At 31.6% G+C, this 19,498-nt stretch carries 19 protein-coding genes; 12 read left to right on the top strand and 7 right to left on the bottom strand.

Annotated features, from left to right (window positions below; translation table 11 throughout):
* Positions 1-2: 2 nt before the first annotated feature.
* The 12 genes from nrfD to H3Z83_RS05860 all read left to right on the top strand — a co-directional run bounded on the left by nrfD (position 3) and on the right by H3Z83_RS05860 (position 13,196).
* Positions 3-1,403 carry an NrfD/PsrC family molybdoenzyme membrane anchor subunit gene (gene nrfD, locus H3Z83_RS05915; protein WP_182124562.1) on the top strand — a complete coding sequence of 467 codons (1,401 nt, stop codon included), beginning with the start codon at positions 3-5 and terminating at the stop codon, positions 1,401-1,403.
* Positions 1,393-1,920, top strand: a complete 528-nt coding sequence (locus tag H3Z83_RS05910; protein WP_182124561.1) for a DUF3341 domain-containing protein — start codon at positions 1,393-1,395, stop codon at positions 1,918-1,920. The genes nrfD and H3Z83_RS05910 overlap by 11 nt, the downstream gene beginning before the upstream one ends.
* 9 nt (positions 1,921-1,929) lie before the next feature.
* The gene (locus tag H3Z83_RS05905) at positions 1,930-2,475 is read left to right on the top strand and encodes a c-type cytochrome (RefSeq protein WP_182124560.1); all 546 of its coding nucleotides are present in this window, start codon (positions 1,930-1,932) and stop codon (positions 2,473-2,475) included.
* Between the two features lie 22 nt (positions 2,476-2,497).
* Complete coding sequence (locus tag H3Z83_RS05900) at positions 2,498-4,084, top strand: quinol:cytochrome C oxidoreductase (RefSeq protein WP_182124559.1); 1,587 nt, start codon at positions 2,498-2,500, stop codon at positions 4,082-4,084.
* Between the two features lie 36 nt (positions 4,085-4,120).
* A complete protein-coding gene (locus H3Z83_RS05895) occupies positions 4,121-5,128 on the top strand; it encodes a cytochrome c oxidase subunit II (protein WP_182124558.1) in 1,008 nt (335 codons plus the stop codon).
* Between the two features lie 35 nt (positions 5,129-5,163).
* The gene (locus H3Z83_RS05890) at positions 5,164-6,933 is read left to right on the top strand and encodes a cytochrome c oxidase subunit I (protein WP_182124557.1); all 1,770 of its coding nucleotides are present in this window, start codon (positions 5,164-5,166) and stop codon (positions 6,931-6,933) included.
* Positions 6,934-7,081: 148 nt separating this feature from the next.
* Positions 7,082-8,104 (top strand): Holliday junction branch migration DNA helicase RuvB, encoded by a 1,023-nt coding sequence (gene ruvB, locus H3Z83_RS05885; RefSeq protein ID WP_182124556.1) that lies wholly within the window; start codon positions 7,082-7,084, stop codon positions 8,102-8,104.
* Positions 8,105-8,107: 3 nt separating this feature from the next.
* Positions 8,108-9,400 (top strand): hypothetical protein, encoded by a 1,293-nt coding sequence (locus tag H3Z83_RS05880; RefSeq protein ID WP_182124555.1) that lies wholly within the window; start codon positions 8,108-8,110, stop codon positions 9,398-9,400.
* On the top strand, positions 9,401-11,131 hold the full coding sequence (locus H3Z83_RS05875; RefSeq protein ID WP_182124554.1) for a SulP family inorganic anion transporter: 1,731 nt from the start codon (positions 9,401-9,403) through the stop codon (positions 11,129-11,131).
* Between the two features lie 6 nt (positions 11,132-11,137).
* Positions 11,138-12,544 carry an MBL fold metallo-hydrolase gene (locus H3Z83_RS05870; protein WP_182124553.1) on the top strand — a complete coding sequence of 469 codons (1,407 nt, stop codon included), beginning with the start codon at positions 11,138-11,140 and terminating at the stop codon, positions 12,542-12,544.
* A 6-nt stretch (positions 12,545-12,550) separates the two neighbouring features.
* On the top strand, positions 12,551-12,928 hold the full coding sequence (locus H3Z83_RS05865; protein ID WP_182124552.1) for a rhodanese-like domain-containing protein: 378 nt from the start codon (positions 12,551-12,553) through the stop codon (positions 12,926-12,928).
* 1 nt (position 12,929) lies between these two features.
* The gene (locus H3Z83_RS05860; RefSeq protein ID WP_182124551.1) at positions 12,930-13,196 is read left to right on the top strand and encodes a heavy-metal-associated domain-containing protein; all 267 of its coding nucleotides are present in this window, start codon (positions 12,930-12,932) and stop codon (positions 13,194-13,196) included.
* Between the two features lie 177 nt (positions 13,197-13,373).
* On the opposite strand, the gene H3Z83_RS05855 is transcribed toward H3Z83_RS05860, so the two are convergent.
* The 7 genes from H3Z83_RS05855 to H3Z83_RS05825 form a co-directional block, all read right to left on the bottom strand.
* Complete coding sequence (locus H3Z83_RS05855) at positions 13,374-14,219, bottom strand: hypothetical protein (protein ID WP_182124550.1); 846 nt, start codon at positions 14,217-14,219, stop codon at positions 13,374-13,376.
* Between the two features lie 35 nt (positions 14,220-14,254).
* Positions 14,255-14,698: a hypothetical protein gene (locus tag H3Z83_RS05850; protein ID WP_182124549.1), complete on the bottom strand. Its 444-nt coding sequence runs from the start codon at positions 14,696-14,698 to the stop codon at positions 14,255-14,257.
* A gap of 183 nt (positions 14,699-14,881) precedes the next feature.
* Positions 14,882-17,224 carry a TonB-dependent receptor gene (locus H3Z83_RS05845; RefSeq protein ID WP_182124548.1) on the bottom strand — a complete coding sequence of 781 codons (2,343 nt, stop codon included), beginning with the start codon at positions 17,222-17,224 and terminating at the stop codon, positions 14,882-14,884.
* Between the two features lie 315 nt (positions 17,225-17,539).
* Positions 17,540-17,944 (bottom strand): alternative ribosome rescue aminoacyl-tRNA hydrolase ArfB, encoded by a 405-nt coding sequence (gene arfB, locus H3Z83_RS05840; protein WP_182124547.1) that lies wholly within the window; start codon positions 17,942-17,944, stop codon positions 17,540-17,542.
* A 2-nt stretch (positions 17,945-17,946) separates the two neighbouring features.
* A complete protein-coding gene (locus H3Z83_RS05835) occupies positions 17,947-18,600 on the bottom strand; it encodes an AAA family ATPase (protein ID WP_182124546.1) in 654 nt (217 codons plus the stop codon).
* Positions 18,561-19,193, bottom strand: coding sequence for a nicotinamide riboside transporter PnuC (pnuC, locus tag H3Z83_RS05830; RefSeq protein WP_182124545.1), 633 nt, complete (start codon positions 19,191-19,193; stop codon positions 18,561-18,563). The genes H3Z83_RS05835 and pnuC overlap by 40 nt, the downstream gene beginning before the upstream one ends.
* Complete coding sequence (locus tag H3Z83_RS05825; protein WP_182124544.1) at positions 19,177-19,437, bottom strand: thiamine-binding protein; 261 nt, start codon at positions 19,435-19,437, stop codon at positions 19,177-19,179. The genes pnuC and H3Z83_RS05825 overlap by 17 nt, the downstream gene beginning before the upstream one ends.
* Between the last annotated feature and the right edge of the window lie 61 nt (positions 19,438-19,498).

The raw sequence follows: 19,498 nt of genomic DNA, 5'->3' as shown, positions 1-19,498 counted from the left end.
TTATGTCGTCTCATTACGAATCATCTTATAGAGAACCTTTAATACTTGGTAACAAAAGTTACCACGATATTACTGAGGATATTGCTAGACCTATAGAAGGTAAAGCAAACAAACATTGGTATGTAGCATTCTATATTTCATTAGCAGCAATGTTATGGGGATTTGGATGTATCTTTTACACCGTAGGTACCGGTATTGGTGTTTGGGGTTTAAGTAAAAACATCGGTTGGGCATGGGATATTACCAACTTTGTATGGTGGGTAGGTATCGGTCACGCAGGTACACTTATTTCCGCAGTACTATTATTATTCCGTCAAAAATGGAGAATGGCAATTAACCGTTCTGCAGAAGCAATGACAATTTTTGCGGTATTCCAAGCAGGTTTATTCCCAATTATTCACATGGGGCGTCCATGGAACGGATACTGGGTATTACCAATTCCTAACCAATTCGGATCATTATGGGTTAATTTTAACTCACCATTATTATGGGATGTATTCGCAATTTCTACGTATTTATCGGTATCATTAGTTTTCTGGTGGACTGGTTTATTACCTGATTTTGCAACGATTCGTGATAGAGCTGTTAAGCCTTTCCAAAAGAAGATTTACGCATTATTATCTTTCGGATGGTCTGGTAGAGCTAAAGACTGGCAACGTTTTGAAGAAGTATCATTAGTATTAGCAGGTTTAGCAACTCCATTAGTACTTTCTGTACACACGATTGTATCGATGGACTTCGCAACATCTATTAACCCAGGATGGCACTCAACAATATTTCCTCCATATTTCGTAGCAGGAGCAATCTTCTCAGGATTTGCAATGGTACAAACCTTATTAGGTATTATGCGTAAGGTTACAAATATGGAAGCATATATTACACGTTTACACGTAGAGTATATGAACATCGTAATTATCTTAACAGGTGGTATCGTAGCAGTAGCATATGCAACTGAATTCTTTATCGCATGGTATACAGGATCACCTTACGAAAATTACACTTATTTATCTTTTGGAGCTGAAGCAGGAGCTTACGGATGGGCATTTTGGTCATTATTAATCTGTAACATCTTTACACCACAATTATTATGGTTTAAAAAGATTAGAAGAAGTTTTATTTGGTCTTTCATTATCTCAATTATTATTAACATCGGTATGTGGTTTGAACGTTTCGATATTATTGCAATTGTATTAAGTAAAGGTCAATTACCATCTACATGGTGGCGTTTTGAACCAACGTTTGTTGATGTTGGTATCTTCATTGGAACTATCGGATTCTTCTTTGTATTATTCTTATTATATGCAAGAACATTCCCAGTAATTCCTACAGCAGAGATTAAGACAATCTTAAAATCAACAGGGGAGAATTATAAAAAATTAAGAGAGGAGAACAATGAGCACTAATAAAGTAATTCACGCATTATATAATGATGATGATATCTTAATGGATGCCGTTAAGAAGGTAAAAGCCGACCATTATCATATCGAAGAGATCTTTTGTCCATTTCCAGTTCACGGATTAGACAAAGCAATGGGATTAGCACCAACACGTTTAGCAATTACTGCTTTTATGTACGGTATTACTGGTTTATCTGTAGCTATATGGTTAACATGGTATACTATGATTGCTGATTGGCCACAAGATATTGGAGGTAAACCTAATTTTTCTTGGGCAACAAACATGCCAGCATTCGTGCCAATTATGTTCGAATTAACAGTATTCTTTGCGGCTCACTTAATGGTTATTACTTTTTATATGAGAAGTAAGATTTGGCCATTTAAGAAAGCTGAAAATCCAGATCCAAGAACAACAGATGATCATTTCTTAATGGAAATTCCAGTTGATGGAAATGAAGACGAATTAAAAGCTTTGTTAGAATCAACAGGAGCTGTAGAAATTAACGTAGTAGAAAAGCACTAATAAAGAGATATGAAGAGTTTTAAAATAATTATCGCTTTAGTTGTTATTGCAAGTGTAATTTCTTGTAATAATAAACGTAAACCACAAGTACAATACATGCCAGATATGTATGTAGCTGTTCCTTATGAAGCAAATGGTGCTGATGGTTTAAACGGAAAAATGGTTGATAGAGACCCAGTCGCTGGTACTGTTAGTAGAAACGGTATTGTAGCTTATGATATTCCTGATACAAACGAAGGATACGAAAAAGCAAAAGCAGAATTAAAAAATCCATTACCTACTACTGAAGTAAATTTAGAAAAAGGTAAAGAGTTATACGGAATTTATTGTGCTTCTTGTCACGGAACAAAAGGTGATGGAAATGGAGTTTTATCGCAAAGAGATAAATTTAACGGTATTCCTAATTACAAGGATAGAGAGTTAACACCAGGAAATATTTACCACGTTATTATGTACGGTAAAAACTTAATGGGGTCTCATGCATCACAATTACAGTACAAAGAGCGTTGGCAAGTTGTACAGTACGTAGAAAAGTTAAGAAGCGAATTAAAATAAGTCTATAATAGATAGTTAAGATATGTACCAGTTTTCAGGAAAATTAAAAATGCTTGCTATTGCTCTTATGATTTTAGGAGCGTTAGGTACTGCCTACAACTTTATGTCGGCACCTAAAACATTAGAAGAAGCAAAAGAAATTTTAGCAAAACAAGATGCTCACCATGGAGGTGGTCACGATGTTGCTGATTCTCATGGAGAAGAAAAAGCACATGCTGAAGAAGCTAAAACTGAAGCACATGCTGAAGTTGAAAAACATTCAGAAGAAGCAAAAACAGAAGAACATGCTGCTGATAGTACAGCAACACATGCTGAAGAAGTAAAAGAAGAATTACATGCAGATGTTGATACAGATTCAGCTCATGTAAAAGATACTCACAAAGAAGAAGCAACTGCACACGTTGTTGAAACTAAAGATGCTCATGCAGATGCAGCTCACGCTGAAGAACATGAAGCTCACGCAGAACATGCTTTTCATCAAATGCAAAACCGCCCTTGGGCAGCATTTTTTGTAGCCTTATTATTCTTTTTAGGAGTTACATTATTAGTACTAGCATTCTATGCAATTCAAAGAGTGGCACAAGCAGGTTGGTCTGTAGTATTATTTAGAGTAATGGAAGCTATTACTGCTAACATGCATTATGTAAGTGTAATTATGTTATTGTTCTTAATTGCTACTGCAATGCATATGAACCATTTATTTCCATGGATGGGAGAAGGAGTTGTAGACCCTACAAGTCCTAACTATGATGCTATTATTGATGGTAAAAAATGGTATTTAAATACTCCGGGATGGTTAATGAGAAGTATCTTCTATTTATTAGTTTGGAATGCTTATCGTTTCTTTATTAGAAGAGATTCTATTAAACAAGATAATGGAGATTTAAAATTACATAAGAGAAACTACAATATTTCTGTAATCTTCTTATTCTTATTTATGATTACTGAATCTATGATGTCTTGGGATTGGATTATGGGAATTGACCCACACTGGTTCTCTACATTATTCGGATGGTATGTATTAGCTACTTTCTTAGTATCAGCTTTAACAACAATTGCTTTTGTAACTATTTACTTACGTTCTAAAGGAGCTTTACCGTTTGTTAACGATAGTCATATTCACGATTTAGCAAAATACATGTTTGGTTTCTCTGTATTCTGGACATACTTATGGTTCGCTCAGTTCATGTTAATATGGTATGCTGATATGCCAGAAGAAACGACTTACTACTTATTACGTTTTAATGAGTATAAGCTACCTTTCTTAGCAATGGTAGGAATGAACTTTATCTTCCCAGTATTATTATTAATCAACAGTGATTTTAAGAGTATTCCTTGGTTCGTAGTAATCGGAGGTGTAGTAATCTTATTAGGTCACTACGTAGATTTATTCGTAATGATTATGCCTGGTACTGTAGGTGCTCAATGGGGATTCGGAATTGGTGAAGTTAGTGGTATCTTATTCTTTTTAGGATTGTTTATCTATGCTACATTCAGTGCATTCGCAAAAGCAGATCCAATAGCAAAAGGAAACCCATTCTTACAAGAGAGTGAAACATACCATTACTATAACATCGAACACAGAGGAGAAGATAGTAACCACCATTAATAAAAAGAATTAATAAACAATAATAGTTTAGATAATATGCTCGCTTTATTTTATATTTTCATAGCAGTTGCAATAGGAGTTAGTTTTTGGCAAATTACTCGCATAATGAACTTTCGTTCGGTTATTGCTAATGATAAAGACAACGAAACACAAGGTAAATTAGCTATAGGATTTTTAATATTCCTATATGCAATGATGATTTACTGTTTAATAGCAATGAATATAATTATGTTACCAGAATCGGCTTCGATAGAAGGTGAACATGATGATAATTTATTCAACATCACATTTTGGTTAATTGGTATTGTACAATTTGCAATGCAATTCTTAATTTTCTTCTTTACGTATAAGTATAGAGGTAAAAAAGATCAAAAAGCTTTATTCTATGCAGATAGTCATAAATTAGAGTTAATCTGGACTGTTATACCAGCTGTAACAATTGTAATCTTAATCGGATACGGTTTATGGGCTTGGAACAACATTATGTATGTTGGAGATGACGAAAACCCAATTGAAATTGAAGTTTATTCAAGACAATTCGATTGGCAAGCTCGTTATGCAGGGGCAGATAACGCATTAGGTTTAGGAAATGTAAACTTTATTAAAGGTATTAACTCAATGGGGGTTGATATGTCTGACCCTAAATCTCAAGATGATAAAAAAGTTACTGAATTAGTTTTACCAAAGGGTAAAAAAGTATTATTCAAGTTCCGTTCTCAAGACGTATTACACTCAGCTTATATGCCTCACTTTAGAGCGCAGATGAACTGTGTACCAGGTATGGTAACTCAATTTGCATTTACACCTAAGTATACTACTGCAGAGATGCGTCAGAATGCTGAAGTAATAGCAAAAACAGACGGAATTAACAAGATTAGAAAAGCAAAAGGAGAAGATCCTTATGAGTTTGATTTTTTGTTATTGTGTAATAAAATTTGTGGTGCTTCTCACTACAATATGCAAATGAAAATTACTGTCGTAGAACCAGCTGAATACGAAAAGTGGTTATCAGAACAAAAAACATTAGCTCAAGTTATTAAATAAGATATTTTTTAAAAGTATATATAAAGATATAGATTATGTCAGATCATCATCACAAAGAAACATTTGTAACTAAATACATCTTCAGTCAAGATCATAAAATGATCTCGAAGCAGTTCCTAGTAACCGGTATATTTATGGGTATAATAGGAGGGTTTATGTCTATGTTATTCCGTTTACAAATTGCATGGCCAGAAAAATCGTTTTCGATTATTGAAGCATTTTTAGGAGACCATCAAACAGATGGAATTATGAATCCTGATATGTACTTAGCATTGGTTACAATTCACGGTACAATAATGGTATTCTTTGTATTAACAGCAGGATTAAGTGGAACGTTTTCTAACTTATTAATTCCATTACAAATTGGAGCTCGTGATATGGCTTCTGGATTCTTAAACATGGTATCTTACTGGTTATTTTTCTTATCATCAGTAGTAATGGTAATTTCATTATTTGTTGAAGCTGGACCAGCATCAGCAGGATGGACAATTTATCCACCATTATCTGCATTACCACAAGCAATTCCAGGATCGGGTACGGGTATGACATTATGGTTAGTTTCTATGGCTATTTTTATTGCATCGTCTTTAATTGGTTCATTAAACTATATCGTAACAATTTTAAACTTACGTACAAAAGGAATGAAAATGACGCGTTTACCATTAACAATGTGGGCGTTCTTTATTACAGCAATTATCGGTGTAATTTCATTCCCAGTTCTTTTATCTGCAGCTTTATTATTAATCTTAGATAGAAGTTTCGGTACATCATTCTTTTTATCAGATATCTTTATTTCAGGTGAAGTATTACACTACCAAGGAGGTTCACCAGTATTATTCGAACACTTATTTTGGTTCTTAGGTCACCCTGAAGTATATATTATATTATTACCTGCATTAGGTATTACTTCTGAAATTATTTCTACCAACGCTCGTAAACCAATTTTTGGTTACCGCGCAATGATTGGATCTATTATGGCAATTGCCTTTTTATCTACAATTGTATGGGGTCACCACATGTTTATCTCAGGAATGAATCCATTCTTAGGATCTGTGTTTACGTTTACAACGGTATTAATTGCAATTCCATCAGCTGTAAAAGCATTTAACTTTATAACTACCTTATGGAAAGGTAATTTACAGCTAAATCCTGCAATGTTATTCTCAATCGGTTTAGTTTCTACATTCGTAACAGGAGGTCTAACAGGGTTAGTTTTAGGAGATTCAGCATTAGATATTAACGTACATGATACTTACTTCGTAGTAGCGCACTTCCACTTAGTAATGGGTGTATCTGCTTTATTAGGAATGTTTGCTGGAGTATACCACTGGTTCCCTAAGATGTATGGTAGAATGATGAATAAAACTTTAGGTTACTGGCACTTCTGGTTAACAATTATTACTGCTTACGGAGTATTTTTCCCAATGCACTTTGTTGGTTTAGCAGGCTTACCACGTCGTTATTATACAAACACTAACTTTCCAATGTTTGATGATTTAGTAGAGATTAATGTATTCATGACAGTAATGGCCATTATAGGTGGAGCAGCTCAGTTAATTTTCTTAGCAAACTTCTTTATCTCAATTTATAGAGGTAATAAAGCTGAACAAAACCCATGGAAGTCTAACACATTAGAATGGACTACTCCAGTTGAGCACATTCACGGTAACTGGCCAGGAGCAATTCCTGAAGTTCACAGATGGGCTTATGATTACAGTAAGACTGATGAAAATGGTGAATATGTACACGGAAAAGATTTCGTATTACAAACAACACCTTTATTAGATGGAGAAGAGCCATCTTAAAAGATAAAATAAAATGAAGCCTTCCAGTTTTGGGAGGCTTTTTTTATGCGCTAAAATCAATAGTGAATATGTATCTTAGCATTACTAATGTTGCTACGTAACAATTATTACAATTCGAAATTTATAATTCAAGTATATTTGTGCTCTTATGAATGAAAATCTAAACCCTGAAAACACCAATTTCACCAATGAAGAACTAGATGTAGAAAAAAAACTACGCCCGCTTTCGTTTGATGATTTTTCAGGTCAAGATCAAGCAATTGAAAATTTAAAGATTTTTGTTGAAGCAGCAAATCAGCGTGATGAAGCATTAGATCATACGTTGTTTCACGGCCCTCCAGGTTTAGGAAAAACCACATTAGCACATATTTTAGCAAATGAGCTAGGAGTAAGTATAAAAGTTACTTCAGGGCCTGTTTTAGATAAACCAGGAGATTTAGCAGGTTTATTAACAAACCTTGATGAACGTGATGTGTTGTTTATAGATGAAATCCATCGATTAAGCCCTATTGTAGAAGAGTATTTATACTCAGCGATGGAAGACTATAAAATCGATATTATGATCGAATCTGGACCCAATGCACGTACGGTTCAAATTAATTTAGAGCCTTTTACACTTGTCGGAGCAACAACTCGTTCAGGATTGTTGACAGCTCCAATGAGAGCACGTTTCGGTATCAGCAGTAGATTACATTATTATACTACAGAATTATTGACTACAATTATTCAAAGAAGTTCACAGATTCTTGGTGTTCCAATTTCTATGGAAGCTGCAATAGAAATTGCTGGGCGTAGTAGAGGTACCCCTCGTATCGCAAATGCATTATTACGTAGAGTACGTGATTTTGCACAGATAAAAGGAGATGGAACTATTACCATAGAAATCGCTCAATATGCTTTAAAGGCATTGAATGTAGACGCACATGGTTTAGATGAAATGGATAATAAGATTCTAACAACAATAATCGATAAGTTTAAAGGTGGTCCGGTAGGAATATCTACATTGGCAACAGCAGTATCAGAAAATTCAGAAACAATTGAAGAGGTTTACGAACCATTTTTAATTCAACAAGGATTTATAATGCGTACACCTCGTGGAAGAGAAGTAACAGATTTAGCTTATAAACATTTAGGAAGAGTAAAAGGAACAAGTCAAGGAGAATTATTTTAGTTTATGGAAAACAATACTAAAAATTGGTTACAAAGATTAAAAGATGAAAGTTGGGAAGCAGAACTTTTAGTATCTGCTATTGCCATCTTTGGTACTTTTCAGCTTTTTGATTTTGTTAATTGGGGAGCTAATATTTTTATTAATATTTTAAACCCTAACCAATACTTTGTAGCATATTTTATTTGTCTTTTTAGTTTTCTTGCAGTAAGTGTTTTAACATCTATGTTTGTCATACATTTTATACTAAGAGCTTATTGGGTTGGTTTAGTAGGGTTAAATTCTGTATTTCCTGATTATAGTATAGAAGATAGTGCCTATTCTAAAATTTATACAGAGAAAATATTATCGATATTACCTAAACTAAAAGATTCAATTCAAAAAGTAGACGAATTGTGTAGTGTAATTTTTTCAGTAGCTTTTACTTTTTTATTCATATATGGTTACATGGCTTTGTTTGTGAGTATTTATTTACTTTTATTTAATATACTTTCTGAATTTATACCATATTACATCCTAATAATACCAGCTATAATAATAATTGCAGGAGCAATAGCTCAAACTTTAGTTACTTTATTCTCTAACCTTAAGAGAAATAAGGAAAAAGAAAAACTACAACATTTAAATTTTACTTTGGTAAAATACATGAATATGATTCTTTATGGACCATTGTATAAAAATCTTTTACAAGTTTTCATGATTTTTGGTTCCAATTTTAAAAAGAAAAAGTCATTAACTTATTTGATGTTTCTTTTTTTATTATCTGGTTCTTTAGTTGCTGTAACACAATTTTCTAAAACAAATATATTTTATTTAGCAGATTCTAATTATCAAAAATATTTTGATGCACATAAGACGTATTCAAATTATTATAAAGACTCAAATAATTCTGATTTTTTATTAGCTCCAGAAATTCAATCTGATATGATAAAGTCAAATGTCGTAGAAGTTTTTATTCCAATATTTGACTACGAAAGTTCTATGAGAGAAACTGTTTGCGGTGTTTATGAGGAACAAAAAGATAAGAGTAAAGTAGAAAAGCATTTACACGAAGCAGAATATTTAAAAGAATGTTATAAAAAATATCATAATATATTTTTAGACGGTAAAAAAATTGAAGTCTCTTATTTAAGATACAACAATCATTATAAGACAAACCAATTTGGAATTCTAGCTTTTATAGATTTAGAAGGAGTAACAAAAGGATTACACGAGATTAAAATAGAAAAGATTAATAGCGAAGAAGCTTTTTTAAAATGGACAATTCCTTTTTATTATAACTTTAATAAAATAGAATAGGTGAAACTACTAAAGAAACTTATACCCATATTAGAATGGTTACCAAACTATAAAAAATCACAATTAAGAGGTGATGTTATAGCAGGTATAACTGTGGCTATTGTACTTATTCCACAAGGAATTGCTTATGCTTTAATTGCAGGTTTACCACCAATTTATGGTTTGTATGCAGCTTTAGTCCCGCAATTAATGTATGCTATATTTGGTTCTTCTCGTCAAGTGGCGATTGGTCCAGTAGCAATGGATTCTTTAATCGTAGCAACAGGAGTTTCAACACTAGCCTTAATAGGGTCTGAAAGTTATATAGCTATTGCTATTCTATTAGCATTAATAGTTGGAGCTATCCAGTTTTTAATGGGAGTTTTGCGCTTAGGGTTTATTGTTAATTTCTTATCTCGTCCTGTAATTATAGGATTTACATCAGCAGTAGCCTTAATCATTGGTTTAAACCAATTCAGAAATTTATTAGGTGTAGAGTTTTTACAAAGTGATCAAGTACATATTTTATTAGAAGATGTTTTTAATAGAATTGAATACTTTAATTTGAATACAACAATAATAGGAATTGTTGCCTGTATTATAATTATGGTGTTTAGAAAGATAAATAAGAAAATACCAAATGCGCTGGTTGTAGTTGCTCTAGGTATTTTAGCTATTCGTTTTTTTGAAAACCAATTTACAGATGTAGCTATTGTAAAAGATATTCCTTCAGGATTACCTAAATTTTCAATCCCTGTAATAGACATTGCTTTGATAAGAGAATTATTTCCAATTGCAGCAACATTAGTAATGGTTGGGTATTTAGAAACCATTTCTATAGGAAAAACATTAGAAGCAAAACAAGATGAATATCGTATACGCCCAAATCAAGAATTGGTAGCTTTAGGAATAAGTAATATTGTTGGGTCTTTATTTCAATCCTATCCTTCAACATCTAGTTTTTCACGTTCAGCAATAAATGAAGAATCTGGAGGAACTACTGGTGTTTCGGCATTAGTATCAGCAATAATAGTTGTACTTACCTTACTTTTTTTAACACCAGTATTTTATCATTTACCTAAAACAATATTAGCAGCTATTATTATTGTAGCTGTTTTCAATTTAATTAATATTAAAGAAGCAAAGAGATTGTGGAAAGCTAATAATCTAGATTTTTGGCTGTTAGTAGCAACGTTCTTTTCAACATTGTTTTTTGGTATTGAATACGGAATTTTAATTGGTGTAGGTTTATCTCTAATCGTTTTAATTTTTAGAACATCAAGACCTTATGCAATTGAGTTAGGTAAAGTTCCTAATTCAGATTTTTACAGAAATAAATCAAGATTTAAAGAAGTAGTTATAGATGATGAAGTGTTGGTGTTTCGTTTTGATGCACAATTATTTTATGCCAATTCAAATTATTTTCGAGACAAGTTAGACGAATTGACAGAAGAAAAAGGCGAGGCATTAAAATTGATTGTATTAGATGCAGAGAGCATTAATAGAGTAGATAGTACAGGAATAGAAATGCTTAAAGAAAGAATTAAGTATTATAAAAAAAGAAATATAGAGTTTTATTTTGCAGCAGTAAAAGGACCAGTGAGAGACGCCTTTTTTAGAGGTGGTTTATTAGAGGTACTTAGTTTAGATCATTTTTTTATGAGACCAAACGGAGCTGTAAATTTTTATAAAACGGGAGATAATCAAAATCAAAAAAAGTACGCACAGTATATACATCAAGCGTACGAATAGTATATTATGAAGATAGAGCAAATTTATACAGGTTGTTTAGCACAAGGAGCTTATTATATTGAAAGTAACGGAGAAGTTGCGATCATTGATCCTTTACGTGAAGTAGAACAGTATATAAAGAGAGCAGATAAAGACGAGGCAAAAATTAAATATATTTTCGAAACTCATTTTCATGCTGATTTTGTAAGTGGTCATGTTACACTTGCTGAAAAAACTGGAGCAACTATTGTATATGGTCCAACAGCAAAAACTTCATTCAAAGCAGATATAGCGAAAGACGGAGAAGTATTTAAAGTAGGAGAAATTACCATTACAGCATTACATACTCCTGGACATACGATGGAGAGTACTACCTATTTGTTAAAAGATAAAGAAGGAAACAATCACGCAATATTTAGTGGAGACACCTTGTTTTTAGGAGATGTAGGTCGTCCTGATTTAGCTCAAAAAGGAGACTTGACTCAAGAAGATTTAGCAGGAATGTTATTTAATAGTTTACGAACTAAAATTATGCCTTTAGCTGATGAAGTTATTGTTTATCCGGCTCATGGAGCAGGGTCAGCTTGTGGTAAAAATTTAAGCAAAGAAACTGTAGGTACTATTGGCGATCAGAAAAAGACAAATTATGCGTTGCGAGCAGATATGACCAAAGAAGAATTTGTGCAAGAAGTTACAGATGGTTTGTTACCTCCGCCAGCATATTTCCCTTTAAATGTAAAAATGAATAAGGAAGGATATCAATCTATCGATGATGTTATTAAGAGCGGATCACGAGCTTTATCTGTTGAAGATTTCGAAAAAATAGCGAATGAAACTGACGCGATTATTTTAGACGTACGCCATCAGTTTGAGTTTATTAAAGGATTTATACCACAATCTATTTTTATTGGATTAGGAGGTACGTTTGCCCCTTGGGTAGGAGCTATGATAAAAGATGTTACGCAACCTATTTTATTGGTAACTCCGGTTGGTGAAGAAGAAACTACTATTACACGTTTATCTCGTGTTGGTTTCGACAATGTTTTAGGATATTTAGATGGAAGTTTTGATACTTGGAAAGCATCAGGAAAAGAGATGGATACATTACGTTCTGTGTCTGCTACCGATCTAGAAGATGCAATAAACAATAACGCAAAAGTTTTCGATGCGCGTAAACCAGGAGAATATGCAAATGAGCATATTGTAGATGTGCCAAGTACACCGTTAGATTTTTTAAATGATTACGTAGAAGAATTTCCTGCTGATGAAGATTTTTATATTCACTGCGCAGGAGGGTATCGATCGGTAATTGCAGCTTCTATTTTAAAAGCAAGAGGATATCATAATGTAATTGATGTTGCAGGAGGCTATGGAGCAATTAAAAAAACAAATATTCAAAGAACCGATATGGTTTGTCCGTCAACTTTAAAATAATATAAAATGAAAAAAATCGTTTTACTTTTAGTGTTAGCTGTTACTACTATTTCTTCTTGTAAACCAAAAAATGAAGGAGTTGTAGATGTAACAGTTGAAGATTTAGAAGTTGTATTAAATAATGACAAAAACGTTCAATTAATAGATGTTAGAACTCCAAGTGAGTGGGTAGATGGTATTATTGATAACGCAATAAAAATAAATGTAACTGCTGATGATTTTGAGAAACTAGCCTTAGAAAAGTTAGATAAATCAAACCCAGTATATATTTATTGTCGATCGGGAGGTAGAAGTAAAATAGCAGCAGATGTGTTATTGAAAAATGGTTTTCAACCGTATAATGTTTTAGGGGGTTATATGGCTTGGGAAGAAAAAAACAAGTAAAATGAAGCAAGAAATTTATATTGAAAATTTAAAATGTGGAGGTTGTGCAAATACCATTATTAACGGATTAAATTCTATTAAAGGTACAGAAAAAGTAAATGTTGATGTAGAAAATTCGTTAGTAACTTTAACTAGTAATGAAGCAACTTTAATTTTGGTAAAAGAAAAATTATCTAAACTAGGATATCCAGAAGTAGGCGATAAAAACACAGTTTTGCACAAAGCAAAATCGTTTGTAAGCTGTGCAGTAGGTAAAGTAAATAAATAAAAAAATCCCGAGTTTTTAACTCGGGATTTTTTTATGTTTCGCTAACGTTGTTGTATAAGATTAGTGCGTGTTTAAAGTACTAAAGTTAGCAAATAAATAACAGATAGAAAGTCCGCGAGGACTTTCGTAAATTGGCTAAAACCAGCAATTAATTTTATACTGTGTTGTGCATAGTTATTATGGTAAAATAATATTTATCAAGTTAAACTTATATTCTTTTAAAGATTTTTCATTCTCAATCAAAACTTCAATTTTCCAATTGGAAGCGACTTTTTCTCTTAAATTAATGGTAAGTTTATTTTTCCCCATTCGACTGCTACCATAATTCATTTTTTTTCCTTCTCCATTATAAATGAAAATTTCAACAATTTCATCTTTTTTATCTTCAATATAAAAAGATAATGACTCTTTAGAACCAAAATTAGAAAATCCTTCAAAAAATTGTTTAAAAGCACCTACCGTTTCTGCTAATTCTTCTCCTAAACCTCCTTCTTTTTTTAATTTTTCTATTTGTTTATTATATTCTTTTTCGTCTTCTTCTTTTAGTTTTTGAAGAGCTTCTTTGTCAATTAAAGTTAACTTAATATCAGAATGTTTTTTTCTAAGTAAATTTTTGTTATAATTATCTAATAAATTTGTAATAATAATTTTAGAACCATTAGATTCAGACGGACTAAAGTATTTAATGACTCCTTCTAAAGAAGATATTTTACTAGATTTTCTACTTGGAGCTTCAAGTTTTATTTTTAGTTGGTTACTACTACTGTAATCGTCTCCAAAAAAGCTTTCCATTTTTTTTAAAATATTTCCATTGTCATCTACTGCAGTAGTAATTTCTTTAATCTTTACTTGATTTAAATTATTAACTTTTATTCCTTTAATTATTGAAGTTAATTCAATGAAACTATCTTCTTGCTCTAAATGTCTTTCTTCTTTTATGTCTTTAATAAATAAGTTAATGTCTTGAGAGTAACAGATTTTTGTCATTAAAAAAAGTATTACTAGCAAAAATGTCTTTTTCATAAAAATTGGTTTAAGTTATGTATACAGTTTATTATTTAATTAGTTCTTGTTTTTTGTGTCTCAAAATTAATTATGCTATCTAACATATTTTCAATCTTTGTTAGTTTTTTTTTGGTTTTTTCATCAAATTTATTTTTATGATGACTTATAGGTTTAAATTGATTAAAGAAGTTTTTAAATTCATTAAAGTTCTTAAAATTACTTTTAGTTAAAAACGCTTCAAATTCATTCTTAGTTATTCTCGATAAATTTTTATAAATTTTATTTTTTGAATCTTCAAATTCACTTGTGTTAAAAACGCGATGAACATAGTAATAATTTTTATTCATTAATAATTTTAAGTTTGTATAATATGAATCCAGTTCAGAGTTAGATTTAAGTGAACTTAAAGGGGGTTCATTATTATTTGATGTGTTTTGATTTATTGAGACACAACTACAAAGGGATATAATCAATAATAATAAATAGGTTTTTTTCATTTTCTGTTTTTTTTAATTACGTACAACTAGTTTATGAATATGAATCCGTTTTAATGATTTATATTCAACGTTAGCGAAGTTATGTTTTTAGAAATAAAAATTCAAGAGAAATAGAACTCTTTCTCAATAAAAAAACCGATGCATTTGCATCGGTTTTTTCTTTTTCTAGCACTTTTCCCTTATTTAAAATTTCAACGTAGCTCCAAGTAAAAAGTTTCTTGTTGCTTGTGGATAATAACCTTGTACTTCAAAAGAAGTTGGTCCACTCCAGTTGTTTAAATATGTATATCCTCTGTCTACATATTCTTTATTAAATAAATTGTTAACTAAAGCTGTTAAAACAATTGACTTAAGGATTTTATTTGTTGGTATTTCATAAACTAAATTGAAATCACTTGTAAAATAATCATCAATTTTTGATGCTTCAGTATCTGTATTACTTAAATATTGGCTTCCAACATATTTACTTAAGAAAGTCATTTGAAAATTATCAACAGGAGCAAAACTTAAACTACTTCCAGAAACAATATTTGGTGAAAAAGCAATATTAGTAGTACCTAAGTTTTGAAGAGCTCCATCACGCTCTATTGTTAAATCTTTAATTTTATTTTTACTTAAAGCAATGTTAGATGCTAAAGTAAATTTTTCAGAAAGTTTTATTGTTGCATCAACTTCTAAACCTAAGCGATAACTATCTTTTACATTTTCTCTTAAATATTCACCAGAATTATCTAAAGCTCCAGTAAGTACTAGTTGATTATCGTATTGCATGTAATAGATATTAGTGTTTAGTTTAACAGTTTCATTAGCAAGTCTCCATCCTAATTCAAAATCATTTAAACTTTCGTGAGCTACTTTTGCAGCGTTACTTTCAAAATCATTTCTGTTAGGTTCTCTATTAGCTTTAGCATAAGAAGCGTATAAACTATTTTCGTTATTTACCTTATAAGTAAAACCTAACTTTGGATTAAAGAAATTAAAGTCTTTATCAACATCAATAGGGTTTCTATCAGAAGTTAACCCAGCAGTTGTATAGTTTACAAACCTACCTTGTACATCTACAAAAGCTTTTAAATTATCAGTAATATTAAAAGTGGCTTTAGAAAAGATACTCCAATCAGATTTTTTAGAATTACTTTCGTAATATCTATCTCTAATGTTAGTGTTAGGAGCTAAGTCACTTCCCCAGATTACTTCTCCGTAATGATCGTTTTTATACTTGCTATAAGAAAGTCCTGAAATAACTTCTAGTTTGTCGTTTTTATAAGTTGTACTTCCATTTAATACATAAAAATGATTGTCTAACCAACGTCTAACAATTACATCGCTATCATCTACAATTAAATTATTGTAATCTACAGCATCTCTACCACCTTTAAATTGCTCGAAATAACCTTTACCACGAGTGTAGTTTAAACCAATATTTGTAGACCAGTTATCGTTCAGTTTTTCATTCCAATGTAATTGATAATGATCTTGTTGATAATTGTCTGATTCGTTATCATAAGTATAAGGATTTTGTCTTCTGTCTGCTGCTAGTTGAGCCGCATCTAAACCATACCAAGCTTGGTAGGTGTGTTCTTTACCACCAAAAACTAAAGCCTTTATTAAAGTGTTTTCATCAGTATAACTTCCTTGTAAAAAATAAGACTTTAAATCTGTAAAAGCTCTATCGACATAACCATCAGAATAAATGTTTGATAAACGACCAGCAAATTCAAAGTGGTCATTAACTTTTCCTGTGGTAAATTTTACGGTATGTTTTCTTGTCCCATAAGAACCGAAAGAGTTTGAAATTTCTCCGCCAGCTTCTTCAGCAACAGCATCGGTTAAAATGTTTAAACTTGCACCGAAAGCTCCCGAACCGTTTGTAGATGTTCCTACACCACGTTGTAATTGTAAGCTTTGAGTTGACGAAGCAAAATCTCCCATATTTACCCAGAAAGTTCCTTGACTTTCACTGTCGTTATAAGGAATTCCGTTTACAGTAACATTTACACGAGAAGCATCAGAACCACGAACTCTTAAATAAGTATATCCAATACCAGCACCAGCGTCTGATGATGAAATCACATTCGGTAAATAGTTCATTAAAATAGGAATGTCTTGTCCTAAATTACGCTTTGCTATTTCTTTTTTAGATAAGTTAGAGTGGGTTACAGGAGCATCCGCTTTTACTCGAACCGCCGAAACTAAAACTTCGTCTAATACATTAGCATCAGAAACTAATTTTAAAGTAATGCTTTGGTTTGACGTGATATCAACTTCTTGAGTTAAAGTTTTATAACCAAGGTAAGAAACCTCAATAGTGTGTTTACCTTTAGCTAAGTTTAATTTAAAAGTTCCTTCAAAATCAGTTGAAGTTCCTTTTTGTAATTGTTTAACAGCCACAGTAGCTCCAACCAAAGGTTCTTGTTTGTTGTTAACTACTTTACCAGCTAAAATGTAATCTTGAGCATTTGCGGTTAAGGTTGCAAATAATACCATTAAAAAAGCTACTATCTTCACTTGTTTAATAAAAGACATCGGTCTCATTTTTTTAAAAATAAAATCGAATAAAAAGAGGTAATTATTCTATGTTTTTGTTGAATAATTAACGTGTTTTAAACGTAGCGTAAAAATAAAAAAGCATAACCCTTTATCTCTACACTAAAACATCTATTAGATGTTTTCTTTACGTTCACAATCCCTAAACAGCATTACCTGTTCTAGGTTCATTGGGTATGATCTCAGCCGATATTAGGCACCCCTTTACGAGAACGCTGCAAATGTATAACAGATTTTTAGAATAGAACACAAAGAAGCAATAATTTTTATCTAGGTTGTCGAAAAAACAAATGCTTAATCTATATTAGGCTTTTTTCGTAGAACTTTCTTAAGCGCATTTCGCTTTTTATTTTCAGCCTTTCTTTTTATTGATGCCTTTGTTGGTTTGGAAGCTTTTCGTATTTTTTTCTTGATTAAGCTTGAGGTAATTAATTCAAAAAAACGTTTTATAACCAGTTCTTTATTTCTGTGTTGAGAACGAGTTTCTCCACTTGATAATAATAAGATGCCTTCTTTGTTAAGTCGATTTTTTATTTTTTTTTGAAGTACTATTTTCTCTTCATCAGTTAAACCTTCAGAAAGTAAAACGTTAAAAAACAATTCTACTTTTGATGATACTTTGTTTACATGTTGTCCACCAGCGCCAGAACTTCGAACAGCTTTAAATTGTAATTCTTTAAATAAAATTTCTTTATTCACAATTAAGTAGGTAGGTTACTTACATCCGTATTTTGGTGTAGGAAATGTAAATCTAGATCAATCAAAGTATCAGAATACGAGTATAAATTTTCCTTCGAGGCGATTAGTTTATCAATAATTTCAGTCGCTTTTTTAAAACGCGTTTCTTTGTTTCCTTTTAATAAAACATACGGACGATTGTATTTTTTTAAAGTGTTTTCAAAGGCATTAAACATTTCAAGCCTCTGTTCAGGGCGATCACGTAAATCGTCTTCTTCCCAAGGAGTATCTATATAGGTTAAAAAATAAATATCGTAGCTGTTTGCAACTGCTGCTTTGTCAAGTAATGGATCTACAAATCCGCCATAATATTCTTCAGAATATACTTTGGTCTCTAATAAATCAGTATCACAAATTAATAACTTATCAGCTTTTTTAGCTAAATCGTTTTCTAATTGAATTTGACCTTCAGCAATCGGAAGAATATCTTCTTGCTCACAAATTTTACGTTCGTTATTCCATTTTTCTTGCAAATAATCACGAGCAAATTCTGGAGCCCAAACCGTATTGTAATGACGTGCAAGTTGACGAGAGAGCGTAGTTTTACCTGTGCTTTCTGGACCAAATAAAACAACTTTTACAAGGTTGATGCTTTTTTGTCTAAGCTTTTTTTCCATGCTAAATATCCTTGAATGGCTATAAAGGTAAATATTAAATACTGAAAACTCGAAAATGTAAATCCTTTATAAAAATATAACGGGACAGAAATAATATCTCCGATAATCCAATAAATCCAGTTTTCTATTTTTCGCTTTGCCATCAACCACATTCCAACAAAGAAAATTGCGGTAGTAACGGTATCAACATAAGCGGTCCAATTGTTCCATTTGTCAAAATAAGTGTAAACAGCGTACACAAAAACAAGCGTGCTTAAAAAAATGATAACACTTGTCTTTTTTTCTTTAAGTGTTGTTCTAGAAATTGGTGTAACGTGAGTAGCATCAACTTTACGTGTCCAAATATACCAACCATAAAGGCTCATAATAAAGTAGTACCCATTAATCATCATATCACCTAAAAGTCCCCATTTTAAAAGAAGATATACAAAGATGGATGTACTAATTAGCCCAGTAGGAAACACCCAAATTTTATTCTGTTTTGAAAACCAAACAGAAAGAAAACCAAAGATTACTGCGATTATTTCTAAAGTAATATCAATCGTTGAAGAGTTGGCATATTGCCCGAAAAGGAAATCAAAAAGTTGGTTCATAGTCGCTACGATCAGATTTTACAATTTTCATTAATAATAAACCTTTATCTATCAATTCAAAGGCTTCTTTTATTTCGGTAGTTAAGATCTGCATTACTTTATCATATTCACCATACACTTGTGTACTTAATGGATTTTCAAGTACAGTTAAGTCTGATGCTCTTAACTTTTTAATAAAATTGATTATTGGTTCTTCGAATTCATTTTGGAGAGGAGTTAAAGTTAACTCAACAGATATTTTCATAGAAAGTATAAATTAGAGAAGCAAAGATAATGGACTAAGATATACTACGAAATTTTAAAAA

Source organism: Tenacibaculum pelagium (genome assembly GCF_014062345.1).
Classification (GTDB): Bacteria; Bacteroidota; Bacteroidia; order Flavobacteriales; family Flavobacteriaceae; genus Polaribacter; species Polaribacter pelagius.
The sequence above is the reverse complement of the archived record's forward strand: the minus strand, read 5'-3'. Positions and strand labels throughout refer to the sequence as shown.